Origin of the sequence: Streptomyces sp. NPDC102270 (assembly GCF_044766405.1) — a bacterium.
In the GTDB taxonomy this organism is placed as follows: domain Bacteria; phylum Actinomycetota; class Actinomycetes; order Streptomycetales; family Streptomycetaceae; genus Streptomyces.
In genome coordinates this window covers 237,615-252,030 of sequence record NZ_JBIWLX010000013.1, presented here as the reverse complement: position 1 = coordinate 252,030, position 14,416 = coordinate 237,615, and the positions used below count along the sequence as shown (strand labels likewise).

Sequence of the window (14,416 nt, the reverse complement as noted above, 5' to 3'; positions counted from 1 at the left end):
CCCGCTCACCACCGGAGACCGCCGCCATGCCCACGTCCCACACCCTTGCCGACCCCTACGCCCTGCCGGTATCCCGAGCGTCGTTTCGAGCGGGCTCGCGCCCGACGCTGACCGACCGGTTCTTGGCCTTCGATGCTGAGCATCCGTACGTCTACAGAGCCCTGGAGCGCCTGACGGCTGACCGACTCGCCGCCGGCGCCACCCGGGTCGGGCTCAAGGCCTTGTTCGAGGACCTGCGCTGGCAGCTGCCCGCGGGCGTGCGCGGACTGAACAACTCCTTCACCGCCCTGTACGCCCGCAAGTTGATCGAGGACCACCCCCAGTGGGCGTCTGCCTTCGAGCTGCGGCGCCGCCGCACCCCCTGACCCAGGCCCCCTTGCCTCAGCTCTCCGTTCCCCTGCACTGTTTGGAGCCTTGTTGTCCTCTCGCCCCGTCGTCCTGGTCGTTGCTGCCTCCGACATGGAGGCCCAGGCGTATCGCGGCACCTGCCTTCAGAACGTCGCCACCCACTACGACGTCGTCCTGATCTCCGGGGCCGAGCCGACCTGGGAGAAGGAGCTCCTCCTCGACTACGAGGTCGCCGACCCCGCCGATCAGGCGGCGCTGACCGCGGCCGGGCACGCGCTCGCCGAACGGCACGCGCTGGCCGGCGTGATGACGTGGACCGAGTGGTATCTCATCACCGTCGCCCGACTGGCCCGCCGGCTCGGCCTGCCCACCACCGCTCCGGAGGCCCTCCAGGGCTGCCGCAACAAGCACACGAGCCGTAGCTTGTTCGCCCGCCACGGGGTGCCCTCCGCCGCCTCCGTCAGCGTGCGCACCGAGCACGAGGCGACCGATGCAGCCCGGCGCATCGGCTTCCCCGTCGTCCTCAAACCCGCTGCGCACGCCGCGAGCATGGGCGTCATCCGCGTCGACACCGCCGACCAGCTGCAGGCCGCGTACGCCTTCGCTGCCAAGACCGCCAGCCACGGAGTGGAGAGCACACAGGTCCTGGTCGAGGAATACCTCGACGGCCCGGAGGTGAGCGTCGAGTGCGTCACCCACCAGGGACAGACCACTGTCGCCGCTGTCACCCGCAAGACCGTCGGCATGCCGCCCCACTTCGAGGAACTGGCGCACGTGGTCGACGCGAACGACCCGCTCCTTGCCGCCGTGGCCCCGGCCGCCGTCGCGGCCATCGACGCCCTCGGTGTCACCGACGGCGTCAGCCACGTCGAGATCCGCGTGGTCGACGGCCGCCCCCGCCTCATCGAGGTCAACGCCCGCCTCGCAGGCGACATGATCAGCCACCTCGTCCACCTGGCTACCGGCGTCGACCTCGCCTGTGCCGCCGCAGACATCGCCTGCGGACGTACTCCCGACCTGACGCCGACTCGCCACCAGGCCGCGGCGATCCGCTTCATCTACCCCGCCTACTCCGGCACCCTCACCGGCCGCCGTGTCACGGAACCCACAAGGGGAGTGGAGCGCGTGCGCTTCCAGCGACAGGCTGGCGACCAGCTCGTGCTGCCGCAGGACGGGGGCGATCTGTTCACCGCTCGCATCGGCTACCTGATCACCACCGGGCCGACCGCCACCATCGCCCAAGCCCGCGCCCAGGAGGCGTACCGCAACCTCGACGTCCAGGTGGCTGCGGTCGCGCAGGCAGCCCCGGTCACCCGGCAGCACGCCGCGTGAACCAGACCGCGGGGCCCGAGCTGGCGCGCAGCCGCCGGCTGCTGACCGGGTACTTTGTCGGCTTGGGTGTGGTGATGGCCGTCTGGGGCGCACGCATGCCGGCCGTTCAGAACACCGCCGAGGTGTGTTGAACAGCGCTGAGTGGTTCAGTCGCGCACGAAACAGTTCAGCGGTTGGTTCAGTAGCGCAGTGAACTGTTCAGCGACGGTGGGTGCTTCATAGGCGAGCCGGGGCAGGCGGCGCCGCCTGCCCCGGCTCGCCTATGAAGCACGGGTGTGAGCAGTTGGCGTACAGAAATTAGCGCCGAGGCAGTACGCGCACGAGGCCAAGGCGCTCCCCGTCGAAAGCTTCGAGGTTATCGACTCAGACGGCTTCCAGCTCCGGTACGCCGGCGACCGTTCATGCCGATCGCCTGCCGATGCCGCCTGCACTAACCTATTTGGGATTATCTGGACTGCCGTCTTCGTCATCGCGTGCCGCCTGTTCTGCACTCGCTCACGCATGTTACGCAGTACCGTCTTCGCCGTCGCCTGGTTCGGTTTCTCCGGTTGGTTCATCCTGTACATCGTCACCTAAGCGATGTGCAGGACACTTCCTTACTTGCACCTGGGGGATTTCGTGAATTTGACCCACGCAGCCGAGGGGCGGATAGTTAAGTCTGGCTTCCAAACCCATGTCTGTAGATCCACAGTGGCGGGATCTCCTCTCTCGCGTCGATTGAATTCGTCATAGGATCTACTCACGAAAGCAGTGTCTCCGCTCGAGACCCACCCCTTGCTGTTGCGATCCTCAAAGTAGGCGCTCGGCCGCCCACTTTGCTTCTGTTTGGCGAGATCGGATGGGATCTCGAGTTCTTGAGCATGCGCCATGGCACTTGCGAAGTCGGCTCTTACGTAGCTGCATGCTGGCAGTAGCATAGGATCGGAGTTGATGTTGGTTAAGAGGGTCGTCCCCTCGGCCTGCTCTCTCGCGGTGACGCGAAATATCACGTAACTCAGTGCGAAGGGATTCGGGTTGTCGAGCGTGACGGACCCGTCTAAGGCAGTTACGAATTCAACTCTCTGGGCAAAATCCACATCTGCATTCTTCTTTTGCTCTGCCTCCTGTTGGCGCTGCTCCTGATATGTAGCCAGCGCAACGTACGATGTCGCTGCAGCGGTGAATACCGTCATCAAAGCAGCGATCCCGGCAAAGGCCGTTCCCCAGGCGTTCAGCCCGGAATGGCGACTCTCTCTGGCACGGTAGTCCACCGGTTCAGCATTGGCCTGGGATGAAACTGCGACGGTCTGAGCCGACGCTCCCGCGGCCGACGGTTCTTCCCCTGACCCCTGTGGTGGCGTTGTCGTGCTGCTCGTCACCTTCATCACCCCTGAGTTGGGTCATACCCGTACCCGTGGGCATCAACCGGTGTCGCACTATTGCTCGATGACGAAGGCGCCGGGGGGGCTGGTACCCGCGCGTAGTCCCTGTCACGAACGTGCCGAGCATCCGCACCGTCCAAGGTCTACGCACTGATCCGATTAGTGCGCAGATCCTCAATCCCAGCAGCCCAGAAGAGAGTTCAGTGCCCAGGACAGAGCCTCGGGCACTGCATTGTTTCCTCCCGTCCGACAAGGTGAGCACCGCCGGGCTCGCCCTGGTCCTGCTGGCCGCTGCCCTGGGCATGGTCGCTGGACTCCAGACCGGCGGACGCCTCGCCCACCCGGCCCGCCTGCCCGCACTACTGACCGGCGGTGCCATCGCCCTCGCCGTCTGCCTTGCCGTCCTCGGAATTTGCCGCAGCCTGGAGAGCCTCCTGGTGGCAGCGTTCGTCTTCGGCGCCGCGCACGGCGTCCTCGACGTCGCAGTCAATGCCGCTGCGGTCCGCTGCCAGGACGCTCACGGTCGCCCCATCATGGGCCGGTTGCACGCGAGTTTCAGCCTCGGCGGCCTCACCGGTGCCGTGCCGACCTCAGCCACCGCCCACACCCCGCACACCGTCCTGTTCGCCGGCGTCGCAGCCACTGCCGCCACGGCGGCAGGTGCAGCGACGCGCCTTACCCGCTGTCTTGCCAGCCCTGGACTCGAGCCCGTCCACAACCATGTGGCACCGGGCTTGGACGAGCGCGGGAGTCTGTCGCGGCCCCGGTTGTGGCTGCTGGGCGCACTGGCGGCCGGAACGCTGCTGGGAGAGGGGGCCGCGGCCGACTGGGCTGCCGTCCACCTGCACGACCTCGGTGCGACCGCCGCGACCAGCGCCGTGGCGTACGGCGTCTACAGCGCCGCCATGGCCGCCGGTCGCCTCGCCGGAGACCGGCTCACCGCCCGTTTCGGCGCTCCCGTTGTTGTCCGGGCCGGCGCCGCCCTGGCCTCGCTCGGCCTCGCAACCGGGCTCGCAGGCTCCACCATCGCCTTTGCCCTCCTCGGGTGGGCGGCCTTCGGCCTGGGGTTGTCCGTCACCATCCCCAGCCTGATCACCGCCGCAGGCATCGGCGGCCCCCGCGCGGTCGCCACCGTCGCGGTCACCGGCTACGTCGGCCTGCTCGCCGGACCCGCCCTCATCGGCGCCGTCGCCACCGTCACCGCCCTGCCGCACGCGCTGCTGCTGCCCGCCCTCCTCGCCGCCGCCGTCGCTGCCCTCGCTCCCAAAGCCCTGGAGAAACCCACCCCTTGACCCACACCTCCGTCTCCCCAAACGGCGTGGACGCCCTACTCCTCGGCTACAACGGAGTCCTCGGACTCCAGCCCAGCACCGGCATGTGGACCCGCCTCGCTGACCTCGCCGAGTGGCCCGACCGACACCTCCCTTCCTTCCAAGAAGCCTTCTGGGCCCCCCGGAACGCGTACGACGCAGGCGAACTGAGCGATCTCGCCTACTGGGCCAAGGTGCTCGGGCACCACCCCGGACCGCGGTGGCTGCGCACCCTGCGCGCCGCCGACACCCAGATGTGGACCCGCACCGACCCTCGCGTCCTCGACATCCTGTACCGCGCCCGAGCCCAGGCCGCAGGGCTGCCCATGGTCCTGATCTCAAACGCGCCCGCTCACCTCAGCATCGTCCTGGACGCCACCGACTGGCGGCGTGAGCTGATGACCGACGCCCTGTACTCCGCCCGCCTGGGCCTGTGCAAGCCCGATCCGGCCGCCTACGAACGAGCCCTGGCCGCCACCGGCGTCGCCGACCCCGGACGTGTGCTGTTCGTCGACGACCGCGAGGACAACTGCTTGGCCGCCGCCGAGCTGGGCCTGCGCACCCTCCACTACACCGGCCCACCCGCCGACCTGGAGCAGCAGTTGCTGCCGATACTCGCGGACCGCACCAGGCTCTGACTCGGCACCGCACTGCTCACCGCCCAGCCTCAACCCCAGGACTTTCGTGCCCGACACCGAAGAGATCGACGGCGACGTCTACGTCTCCCCCCGCTACCTCGCCGGCAGCACCTACATCGGAGACCCTGCTCTGGAGCCGCTCCTTGCGCTCGGCTTCGACCTGCACAACGACGACCTTGGTAACGCCTACGTCACCGCTCCCGACCACCGCATCCGCCTCGGCTTCCTGCCCGAGGGAGACGACGACGGACTGTGGCGGATCAACGCCTACCGCGACCGCTTCGGGCCACCCGCATGGGGCGTCAGCTTCAACGACTCCGCCCCGACCGAGTTCGTCACCGCCCTCACCACCGCCCTCGCCCAGGCATACACAGCCGGCCCCGACACTTACCTCGCCGAGCCCGACCTTAAGGACCCCGAGCTCGGCGCCTTCGACGCCGTCGTCCCGCTGATCAAGAACGGCTGGCAGTTCCAGCACCCCCGCTGGGGGGTGATGGAACTCAAGGCCCCGGACGGCATGGCCACCTGCGAATACACCACCGGCCACCTCAGTGCCGAGAAGGAACTCACCACCCTTCAGGCCCGATGGCACCTCTGGGGTGGCCCGAAGAACGGCTACGCCCGCTGGTACGCCACCGCCACCACCCACACTCCCATCCCGCTGGTGAAGGCCATCACCCAGAGCGTCTCCGACCCGGCGCCCCTGCCGCGCTGGAAGGACTCAATGCTCCCCTGGCTGCGCGAGGCCGCACAGCTCACCCCTGTCACACCGCCCGCGCCCCAGGTTCCGACCCCGCTCGACGTCCAGCGCGCCCTCACCTGTCGACCGCCGGCACTCGGCACCCGCAGCGTCCCGCGCTGGAGCACGGCCACTCTTCCTCCGGCGTCCGCCGCCCCACGCACGGCAGCGCGCCGCTGATCCGCTGCCGCCCGCGACCAGCAACTCCCTCCCGCCGAAAGGACCTTGTGTCACTGAGCCCTCTGGACAATCTCGACGACCACGACGTGGTCGAGGTCCTTCCCCGCCACCTCGCCGGCCCCGGCATCCACGAGCTCGTCGACGTCTGGCCCTTCCCTTTCGATCAGGGCTGGACCCTCCACCACTCCGGAGACGGCCCGGCCATCGTGATCAGTCCCGGCATGCGGCTGCTCGTCGGGCACGTATCGTCCGAGGATCACGTGCGCGGTGGTGAGTGGTTGGTCGCCGCACACAAGGACCCCTTCCGGCCGGCCACCTGGACGGCCACGCTGGATGCCAGTACCCCCGTCGAACTCGTTCGCGACTTGTATGCCGAAGTGCTCGCGCTGTGTGAGGCGGACAGGAGGGGCGAACGCGACCTGCTGCGCCCAGACGACGTCCGCCCCCAAGACGTATACCTGCCGCTGCTCACCGCTGGCTGGCAACACACGGTCAAGACGGACGGGGTCCAGTATTTCCGCAGCCCGGATGGCTACGGCGTGCTGCAACACGCCTACGTGCGTAAGAACGTGGCCGCACCCGTCTGGTCCGCGTGGGGCGGGCCACGGACTACCCGCTGTGGAAGGCCACGTTCTCCTCCGCCGTGCCCGCCTCCCTGGTCGCGGCGTTCGCCTCCTCCCTGGCCTCACTCGTGCCGCTAGCCCGGGCCGTGTGGAACATTCCGGCCGACACCCGTCTCCATCTCACCCTCCCCGCCGCTCTGACCGATGCCGCCGCGCGCCAGGGTGCCCCGGTACAGAGGCGAGCGTCGGCACCCTCGTCGCCGACCCTGCCGTCCGAGCACGCCGGTGTCGCGGCCCCGGGCACCGGGCCCGCGCCGACTGTCCATCCCGCCCCGTCGGCCGGCCGACGCAGGTAGCCGCCCCGCAGAACTGTCCGCTGCCGAGGAGTACCACCACCGTTGTCCCTGCACGCCCAGCACTTCTTCACCGACTTGCTCGACCTGCCCGTCCACGAACGCCGAGTGATCGGCGACGCCTGCTACGCCGTCGTCTCGCCCGACTCCCCGCTGCGGCTGCGCATCGAGTTCGCCCAGACCATCCGAGAACGTGAGTACGGCGGACTGCGCCTGAGCATCCTCCACCCGGACCGTGGCGCCCTCGACCACGCGTACCTGTCCTTCGCCGACCACGGCACGTTCGCCGTCCGGGATGCCCGCCTCGGCAAACAGCCCGGACATGACGGCTACGGCGTTGTACGGGACTGGCACCACGACGACACCTCACCCTGGATCGGCGCCGCCGTCATACCCCTGAGCCATGCCATCCAGGACTACCTGAAGGTCTGGACGCCCGAACCGCCCCCGCCCGGCAGCGCCGACAGAGGACGGCGGCGACCGGCTCAGCTCGATACGGATCCTGAGCCGTACCAGGGATGCTGGCTCACAGACGCCGACTTCCTCACTCGCCTCCACCGGGCCACACCGGTCTGGCTGGACATCGTCGACAGCGTCCTCGACGACGGACTTCCCCTCACTCAAGCACTGACCGGCAGCCGCGAGTACGCTGCCCAACTGCTCGATATTCCACCGGCGTTCGGCCTCCTGATCGAAGCCGAGGCTGCGGCCCGGATCGTGCATGCCGCCGGCCTACCGGTAGGCAGACTGCGCGGTGCCTCCGTCGCGCAGGGCCTATCCCACATCGCGACGTTGCCCATCGAGGACCTACACCACCTCGTCCGGGCCGCCGCCCGCGGAAGCACGATCGACGCCCCCGCGCACCTTCCAGGGCGAACCCGTCCGGCCCCGCCGCCCCAGCCGTCGCCAGCCCCTACCCGCTGACCGGCATTATCCCGCTTGCACCGACCGGCAGCCCTGCCCTCGTACCCTCCAGGAGAGTTCCTTCTTGCGTATCCGTTCCACCCGTCGCCTGTCCGCCGTGGCCGTCACCGTTGCCACGGCGACCGGCGTGATGGCCTTGGCCCCAGCCGCCTCCGCGAAGACCCCCGAGCCGTCCCCGTCCACGTCCATTACTCCGCTGAGCGCGGCCGGGAACGGCGGCGTCACCATCCTGAAGAAGGACTCGGGCGGCGATGTTCTCGCCGGCGCCACGTTCACCCTGCTCGACTCCACTGGCAAACAGGCCGCCAGCGGCACCACCGACGCCGAGGGCCAGCTGACCTTCCAGGACCTCGCGCCCGGTGTCTACCAGCTCAAGGAAGTCTCCAGCGGTAGCGCGCTGCACGAGGTCGTCGACGACCAGGACGTCATCGTCACCCCCGGTGCCGACACTCCGCTGACCATCATCGACCCGTTTAAGCCCGCCTCAGTTCTGCTGAAGGCCAACGACGACAAGACCGGCAAGCTGCTGGCTGGATCCACGGTCAACATCGGCAGCGGCGACAAGACCATCCTGACGCTGACGACCAGCTCCGACGGAACGGCCACCGGCAAGCTGCCCATCAACGCCCGCACCGGCACCGACTTCTGGGTCAAGCAGGTGAAGGCGCCCGAGGGCTACGACATCTACAAGCACTCGAAGGCGTTCAAGGCCAAGCCGGGCGCCCCCGTGACCGTGACTGTCACCAACGCCAAGAGCGCCACCACCGCGGCGCCCACGGAGAAGCCGACCGACAAGCCCACCGACAAACCGAGCGCCCAACCCACCCCGGACAAGCCCGGCCAGGAAGAGGACACCGCGACGCCGTCCGCCTCGGGTCCACCGACCTCCGACGAGACCGAGTCAAGCACCGTGGCCCCCGCCCCCGCAGGCTCGCTCGCGCACACCGGCGCCGACGCCACCCCGTGGCTGATCGGCGGCGCCGGAGTCCTGATCGCTGCCGGCGGAGGCGCCCTCTTCGTGGCCCGCCGCCGACGCACGGAGAACTCCACCGACGACGGCTCCACCGCGAGCTGACCTCACCCGCCCCACTCCCCAGAGCCCCCGGAATCGAATCGTTCGATTCCGGGGGCTCTGGCGTGAGCGCTGGGACCATCGAGGGCGCGGGAGAAGTCGCCGACCAGCGGACGAAGGGTCAACCGGCAGCGCTGTGCTCGGCCTCCGGCACCGGGGGCAGCCAGTGCACAGCGTTGTCGCGGAAGGACGCGTGAATGGGCACAAGGTCTGTGCCGCTGGTGTCGTCAAGGGCGGTGACGTTGATGCCGATCTCCGGGATGTCTCTGTCGATCGCCGCTACGCGGCTGCCACAGGTCGGGCAGAAGCCGCGCCTCGCCTCGCCCCCGAAGGTCTCGTACCAGGTCGGCTCGCTCTCGCCGGTCCAGGTGACCGTCTCGAATCCCACCCACCACATCACGGGGGTGCCGCCGAGCTTCTGGCAATGCTCGCAGGCGCAGGTGTGGGGAAAGACGGCCGGACCCCGGGTGGTGAAGCGGATACGGCCGCACAGGCAGCCGCCGGAACGTCCCTCGGCTTCTTCGGCTCCCTGGGCGTCGGCGGCCGGGGTGGCGTTCATCAGGTGATCTCCCAGGCGCGATGGGCAAGTTGGGCCCATCAGTGTGCCATCGGTTCCATGATCGTCAGGACGCTGTTAGCAGCTCTGGCCTGGCCCCGACCGCGGGCGCCGATTACAGAGGCGTCACGGGCCGGGCGGCAAAACTGCGGCTCAGCGGCGTCCGAGGGCGCGGACGGTCCATCCGGCGTCGCGCCAGGTGTCGGCGTTCAGGGTGCCGCGGCCGTCGATGACGCGCGGGGTGGCGTCGCGGCATCGGGGCAGTAGGCGCCTCGTTAGCCTGCAGCAGTGATCGAGCCCTCCTCTCTGCCCGGCGACCCCTCCGAGCTACACCTGCGCATCTCCTACGACGACGAGCTCTGGGACACCCCGCAGGCTGACACGCTGGAGCGGTGGAACGTGGCCGTCCTGCACCGTCGGCGAACGCATGACGGCGGCCAGGACCCGGTGCCGAGCAGCGGCTGCGTCACCGTGAACTGCCCGGTCGTGCACGGTGGAGGACGTCGCCGTCGGGTCGATGACCTTCTATCGGGTGCATCTCGACCGCGGCCGGAACGCTTACTGGGCCATGGAGGACGAGTCCGAGGAGCTGTACGAGACCGCCCAGGTCCTCCTCGACCGGCAGACTGGTTCGTTCACCAGCGAGGTCGGCGAGCTGCTGGAGTACGTCGGCTCCGCACTGCTCGTCATGGACCGGGTGACCCTGGAACCGCAGCGGCGCGGCCAGGGCCTGGCGGCCGTACTCGGCATCGAGGCGATCCACCGACTCATGCCCGGCTGCCGGGCCATCGTCTGCTCACCCGGCATCACCGACCTCAGCAGCCAGCGTCTGAGGGACCGATCCGAGTGGGACCGCGTGAACGCCAAGATCGCCCAGGGGTGGGAGAACATCGGGTTCCGCCTGTACCGCGACAACATCTATCTCCTGTCGCCCGCCTCGCAGGATCTGGAGGAGCAGCGCGGCGTGCTGCGGGGGCGGCTCGCGGAACTCGGCGCGTCCTGGCGGACCGCGGCCTCGTGACGGGCGCCGACGACGCGGCGAGAAGCATCGTGTTGTGACGGGGAGCGGCTGAGGATCACCAAGACCGATGCAGCTCGTCCTGGAACAGCACCCGCAGATCCTTGGGCACCTGGTCACCGGCAACCACCACACCTTCGTTAGACACCAGGTGCGGTTCGCTGACAAGTTCGTGGCGGACTTCGTAATCGGCGGGGTCACGTCCATGGGCGTGATCTGGCGGCTCGTCGAGTTGGAAAGCCCCACAGCGCGGCTGGTCCTCAACGACGGGCAAGCCTCAAAAGAGCTCCGCAAGGCCACGCAGCAGATTCGGGACTGGCGCCGGTGGATCACAGAACACTTCCACACAGCCGGCGCTCCCGAGGACCGCGGCGGCACAGGGCTTGAAGGCATCCGGGTGAATCCCCCAGGACTCATCATCATTGGACGCGACAACCCTGGCGCGCCGACCGAGGCGATGCGCAACGAGTTCTTGGAAGAGAATCGCATTGAGATCCGCACCTATGACTGGCTCGTCCGAGCGGCTACGTCCCGTCCGCCGATGCGCATCGGAGCTCTGGACATCGAACTCGATGAATCTTGGGACGAGGAGGACTGACACGCCGGACACCGGACGTCTGCCGACTTGCGGTCTTAAGGATCAAACGCGCAGTTCCCCCAGGCGAAGCAGAAGCCCTCGGCGCCTGTGGGATCTCAAGGCCCGCATCATGTCCCGATGCTGCGACCTGCCGGTCTCCTGTCTGTCTCACAGCGATGGCCACGCTCCTGTATCAGGAGTGTGGCCATTTCCCCACTCTGGTTAAGTCGCCCCGCGGTTCCGGGGGCGACGGGGTGCCGCCGCAGCCCCGGTCTCATTTTGCGTTGACGTGGGCCAATGGCGGAACGTCGGGGTTAATCCCGCCGCCGCCCTGCATGACTATGCTGCGCCATGCCGCCCCCGCGCTCTTTGCCAAGGAGGTACTCCCTGATGAGCCGCCCCAGAACGTCCCCCTCGTGGGCGCGTTCGGTGAAGACGGCTCGTCGGAAGGCGTCGCGCTCCTCGCGCTCCAGGAAGGCCACCATGTGCTCAGCCTTCGGGTGCTGGTAGCCGCAGCACATCAAGTGGGTACAGACGTTCCGTGACGTGCCGAGCTTCGGCGTGCGCCAGGGATAGTGCGGGTACCTCCGCAACTCCGCCTTGCAGCTTGCAAGGATTTCGGACAGCTCGGTTTTGTTCCGATGCCGCTCATCCCCATAATGCAGGCGGAACCACTCGCGGCGATCCATGTCCGCTATCTCCCGCTGTACGCGCTCCACGCGCCTCGTGATGCCGGCGTAGACCGCGGGCCGCATAGCCCGCGTTGCAAAGCCCGCCTTCGGATACCTGTGGTGCAGGTCCATGTCCACTACCCAGCGCCTGGCACTGCGGCCCTTCTTCCAGCGATTGCAGTCATCGCAGGCCGGAACGAAATTCCACCAGATGTCCGCTCCCTGGTCAGCGATGGGCTCCTCGTGGTCGATCGTCGTAGCAGCCGACCGGCCACAGTAGGTACACAGTCCGCGCTGTGCTGTTAAAACCATGAGCCATTGCCAGGTCTTCTGCTTCCCCCGCTCGCCGCGACGGATTGAGTCCATCACACGCCCTCCCTCTGATCAATCGAGAGGATCGTAAGGGGGACTGGCATTCGACGCGCGTACCACCGACTTGGCCGGGTGAGCCATCTCAGTCCGTTTCCCAGGTCGGAGATCACCCCGCGGTCGGTGAAGGTCCTGAGCGTGCCACGACCCGGTGGGAGAGATTTGCGCCCAGATCGATCAACTTCGAAGCGATGTAGTGGTGATGTGGTCGAAGATGGGAGCGGTTGATCATTCTAGGCGGTCGGTGGATCGACTGAGGCTAGGCTGATCGTCACATAGTGGCCACCCTCGGTGAGCCGTGAGGCTCGGGAGACGATGGGTGGGGGTAGACAGGTGAGCGAGGAGACCTTTCGCCGCCAGGGCGCCCCCTCATCTGCCCGTAAAGAAGTGGCAAGCCTCGCTGTGATCGAGCTCCTCGCGAACGGGGCAGGGTGTCATGTCAGCGACCCTCGCCTTGACTACAACTGCGTTGATACAACCCTTGTATCCGATGAGCCGCATAGGTACGCCTTGCCCAGGTTCGACATCCAGGCCAAGGCGAGTAGTAGTAAGTCGAAGGTTCGTCGACTGAAGAACGGCGACTACTCGTTCCAGCTTGAAGCAGACGACTACGCCGTCCTGCGGCAGCCGCGCATCACCCCCGTGAAGTTCGTGCTGATGATCCTCCCGAGAGGGGTAGACGTACCCAGGCTCAAATCGAGAGGAGGGCGTTGGAGCATGGATGGCATCATGCTTTGGTCCGACCCTCGTGACTGGGCACCGCTCAGGCCAGGTCAGAAGTCGGGCACTGTCCGCCTTCGAGTCGAGGACGAGTTCAGCGAAGAGTACATCCGAAGTGAGCTGAAGAAACTGGGCGATGGGGGTGCAGCATGAGCGAACGCGACATCGGCGATTTCCACTCGCTCGCTTCAACGCTCCCGCCACATCGCGTCTCCGACTTCCTAGCGCTGCAATCTTGGGTACTTGTTGAAAAGCGCGAAGGACTGTATGAGCGATGGGCGCCACCTGGATTCGATCCAGATAGCTACCCGCAGACTCTCTATCTTCTTCCGCTCAATAATGGGTACGCCGATTATGAGCGGCGTCTTGTAGAGATTCTCGTCGAGCTTTCACGTATCTATGAGTGTGATGCTGACGGTCTCCTGCAGCGAATCCAACACGGCAGATCGGATTCACTGTTGGTTCGCCTAATTCATCACGATTCAAACAGTGAATCTGTGGGGCTAGCTGAAGCTAAAGATACATTGAGTGTAGTTCATAGACTATTTGATCTGTCGGCTCGATACACATATGACTCGAATAGCTCCTTTAAGGGGCGACCTAATCGCGTCGTTGCCTCCTATTTGAAGGATAGGGTTGCGCTTGGTCATACGCTTCGAGGGAGCTTCATCTTCCCCTTCTACTCGCTACTGCATGCTCGAGGAGACTCGTCACAAGGGTTCGCTCGCGGTGTCTTTGACAATCTCGCTAAGGGGTTGCAGTGGATCAAGGGTGATATCTCTGACCTGGTTGAAAGGGAAGCGGAGACGTTGGATTTGAGCCGCCTCGGCCTAGCCCTGGCCGCAGCCTTGAAGCCAATCGCAAAATTCCCTGATCTGGCATCATTCGACATCTCCATTCGTAGATATCAGGTGTTTGTTGGTCGGGCTGATTCGCCTGTAGCTTTGGGATTGGCCTTCTCGTTTACGCCCGATGAAATCAGGGGTCCACGCTCTCTAAGGCGATCTTCGCCGATCAGTGGAAACGTTGAATCCCCTCGCTTGACTCAAGCAATGCAAATGGCAAGTGAATCGAGATCGATAGATTTCACTGGCCTAGTGGTGGCTGTCACTCTCGATGAGAGAGTGGCAGGTAAGAATGGCGGTAGCGGGTACTCTGCCGTTGTTCGCCGAGTTGGAGGCGATGAAGATTCCCACGAAGACTTTTATGTCGAGATTAGTGAAGATGACTATTGGCGTGCAATTGAGGCCAACCGTCAACGCGACGAAGTGAGAGTAGTTGGCTTTGTTGATAGGCGTCGTGGTGTGAGGAGGGTTCGCGGGGAAATCGATTTCTCCCTGAGTTCCCCCAGGGGTGATGACCTTCCACTGGACCTGCCAATACGATTGAGAAGCACGCGCAGCCGAGAAGGCGAGTAGCGTACCTGGACCGCTGCCCATAAGATGAGGCCGCCACCACGGCATATAAGCGGCTAGGGTTTGTGCAGCGCCAAGAACAACGCCTCGGCACGGTCAGGCGATTAAACTCTGCATGCTCTCATCTGTGCCTTGCTCTCCACAACCACGTGTCCGTCGGCGTTGTAGCTGGCCGCGGCGTCGTGAGCTGGGTCGCTGCCTGGCGATTTGGTACGGAGCCTCAGCGGCCCCCCGTGACCGGGTCGGGCTTGGCTCGGACCGCGAGCCACG

Annotated in this window: 16 protein-coding genes and 1 pseudogene; 14 read left to right on the top strand and 3 right to left on the bottom strand. The window is 66.3% G+C overall.

The features are described from left to right. Positions 1–26 precede the first annotated feature (26 nt). From ACIRP7_RS27965 to ACIRP7_RS27955, 3 genes and pseudogenes are all read left to right on the top strand, one after another. A complete protein-coding gene (locus tag ACIRP7_RS27965; RefSeq protein WP_403664804.1) occupies positions 27–365 on the top strand; it encodes a hypothetical protein in 339 nt (112 codons plus the stop codon). 94 nt (positions 366–459) lie between these two features. Beyond that, positions 460–1,680, top strand: coding sequence for an ATP-grasp domain-containing protein (locus ACIRP7_RS27960; protein ID WP_403664988.1), 1,221 nt, complete (start codon positions 460–462; stop codon positions 1,678–1,680). Next, positions 1,677–1,805: pseudogene (locus ACIRP7_RS27955) on the top strand (MFS transporter); the annotation flags it as partial. The gene ACIRP7_RS27960 and the pseudogene ACIRP7_RS27955, both read left to right, overlap by 4 nt. A gap of 471 nt (positions 1,806–2,276) precedes the next feature. Here the strand turns inward: ACIRP7_RS27955 and ACIRP7_RS27950 are convergent. Further along, a complete protein-coding gene (locus ACIRP7_RS27950) occupies positions 2,277–2,930 on the bottom strand; it encodes a hypothetical protein (RefSeq protein WP_403664802.1) in 654 nt (217 codons plus the stop codon). 365 nt (positions 2,931–3,295) lie between these two features. Here ACIRP7_RS27950 and ACIRP7_RS27945 point away from each other — a divergent pair, with 365 nt between their 5' ends. The 7 genes from ACIRP7_RS27945 to ACIRP7_RS27915 all read left to right on the top strand — a co-directional run bounded on the left by ACIRP7_RS27945 (position 3,296) and on the right by ACIRP7_RS27915 (position 8,823). Continuing rightward, positions 3,296–4,333: an MFS transporter gene (locus ACIRP7_RS27945; RefSeq protein WP_403664800.1), complete on the top strand. Its 1,038-nt coding sequence runs from the start codon at positions 3,296–3,298 to the stop codon at positions 4,331–4,333. Continuing rightward, positions 4,330–4,989: an HAD family hydrolase gene (locus tag ACIRP7_RS27940; protein WP_403664798.1), complete on the top strand. Its 660-nt coding sequence runs from the start codon at positions 4,330–4,332 to the stop codon at positions 4,987–4,989. The genes ACIRP7_RS27945 and ACIRP7_RS27940 overlap by 4 nt, the downstream gene beginning before the upstream one ends. 46 nt (positions 4,990–5,035) lie before the next feature. Further along, positions 5,036–5,908 carry a DUF317 domain-containing protein gene (locus ACIRP7_RS27935; RefSeq protein ID WP_403664796.1) on the top strand — a complete coding sequence of 291 codons (873 nt, stop codon included), beginning with the start codon at positions 5,036–5,038 and terminating at the stop codon, positions 5,906–5,908. Positions 5,909–6,129: 221 nt separating this feature from the next. Next, positions 6,130–6,609, top strand: a complete 480-nt coding sequence (locus ACIRP7_RS27930) for a DUF317 domain-containing protein (RefSeq protein ID WP_403664986.1) — start codon at positions 6,130–6,132, stop codon at positions 6,607–6,609. Next, positions 6,501–6,827, top strand: coding sequence for a DUF317 domain-containing protein (locus tag ACIRP7_RS27925; protein ID WP_403664794.1), 327 nt, complete (start codon positions 6,501–6,503; stop codon positions 6,825–6,827). Before ACIRP7_RS27930 ends, ACIRP7_RS27925 begins: the two co-directional genes overlap by 109 nt. Positions 6,828–6,869: 42 nt before the next feature. Beyond that, complete coding sequence (locus tag ACIRP7_RS27920; RefSeq protein WP_403664792.1) at positions 6,870–7,748, top strand: hypothetical protein; 879 nt, start codon at positions 6,870–6,872, stop codon at positions 7,746–7,748. 64 nt (positions 7,749–7,812) lie between these two features. Beyond that, positions 7,813–8,823, top strand: a complete 1,011-nt coding sequence (locus ACIRP7_RS27915; protein ID WP_403664790.1) for a SpaA isopeptide-forming pilin-related protein — start codon at positions 7,813–7,815, stop codon at positions 8,821–8,823. 118 nt (positions 8,824–8,941) lie between these two features. Here ACIRP7_RS27915 and ACIRP7_RS27910 read toward each other — a convergent pair whose 3' ends face one another. After that, a complete protein-coding gene (locus ACIRP7_RS27910; protein WP_403664788.1) occupies positions 8,942–9,379 on the bottom strand; it encodes a GFA family protein in 438 nt (145 codons plus the stop codon). 514 nt (positions 9,380–9,893) lie between these two features. Here ACIRP7_RS27910 and ACIRP7_RS27905 point away from each other — a divergent pair. Together ACIRP7_RS27905 and ACIRP7_RS27900 are read left to right on the top strand one after the other, a co-directional pair. Further along, positions 9,894–10,397 (top strand): hypothetical protein, encoded by a 504-nt coding sequence (locus tag ACIRP7_RS27905; RefSeq protein ID WP_403664787.1) that lies wholly within the window; start codon positions 9,894–9,896, stop codon positions 10,395–10,397. Between the two features lie 67 nt (positions 10,398–10,464). Beyond that, entirely contained in the window at positions 10,465–10,992 is a 528-nt protein-coding gene (locus ACIRP7_RS27900; RefSeq protein ID WP_403664785.1) for a Shedu anti-phage system protein SduA domain-containing protein, read from the top strand. A 293-nt stretch (positions 10,993–11,285) separates the two neighbouring features. On the opposite strand, the gene ACIRP7_RS27895 is transcribed toward ACIRP7_RS27900, so the two are convergent. Then, a complete protein-coding gene (locus ACIRP7_RS27895; protein WP_403664984.1) occupies positions 11,286–12,008 on the bottom strand; it encodes an HNH endonuclease in 723 nt (240 codons plus the stop codon). 336 nt (positions 12,009–12,344) lie between these two features. Here ACIRP7_RS27895 and ACIRP7_RS27890 point away from each other — a divergent pair, with 336 nt between their 5' ends. Next, positions 12,345–12,884 carry a DUF4365 domain-containing protein gene (locus tag ACIRP7_RS27890; protein ID WP_403664783.1) on the top strand — a complete coding sequence of 180 codons (540 nt, stop codon included), beginning with the start codon at positions 12,345–12,347 and terminating at the stop codon, positions 12,882–12,884. Then, positions 12,881–14,149, top strand: coding sequence for a hypothetical protein (locus ACIRP7_RS27885; RefSeq protein WP_403664781.1), 1,269 nt, complete (start codon positions 12,881–12,883; stop codon positions 14,147–14,149). Before ACIRP7_RS27890 ends, ACIRP7_RS27885 begins: the two co-directional genes overlap by 4 nt. Positions 14,150–14,416 lie beyond the last annotated feature (267 nt).

What these genes read in the sequence shown, in the direction of transcription:
- ACIRP7_RS27965 (WP_403664804.1), top strand. Translation starts at nt 27, where the DNA reads ATGCCCACGTCCCACACCCTTGCCGACCCCTACGCCCTGCCGGTATCC.
- ACIRP7_RS27960 (WP_403664988.1), top strand. Translation starts at nt 460, where the DNA reads ATGGAGGCCCAGGCGTATCGCGGCACCTGCCTTCAGAACGTCGCCACC.
- ACIRP7_RS27930 (WP_403664986.1), top strand. Translation starts at nt 6,130, where the DNA reads ATGCGGCTGCTCGTCGGGCACGTATCGTCCGAGGATCACGTGCGCGGT.
- ACIRP7_RS27910 (WP_403664788.1), bottom strand. Translation starts at nt 9,379, where the DNA reads ATGAACGCCACCCCGGCCGCCGACGCCCAGGGAGCCGAAGAAGCCGAG.
- ACIRP7_RS27905 (WP_403664787.1), top strand. Translation starts at nt 9,894, where the DNA reads ATGACCTTCTATCGGGTGCATCTCGACCGCGGCCGGAACGCTTACTGG.
- ACIRP7_RS27900 (WP_403664785.1), top strand. Translation starts at nt 10,465, where the DNA reads ATGCAGCTCGTCCTGGAACAGCACCCGCAGATCCTTGGGCACCTGGTC.
- ACIRP7_RS27895 (WP_403664984.1), bottom strand. Translation starts at nt 12,008, where the DNA reads ATGGACTCAATCCGTCGCGGCGAGCGGGGGAAGCAGAAGACCTGGCAA.
- ACIRP7_RS27885 (WP_403664781.1), top strand. Translation starts at nt 12,881, where the DNA reads ATGAGCGAACGCGACATCGGCGATTTCCACTCGCTCGCTTCAACGCTC.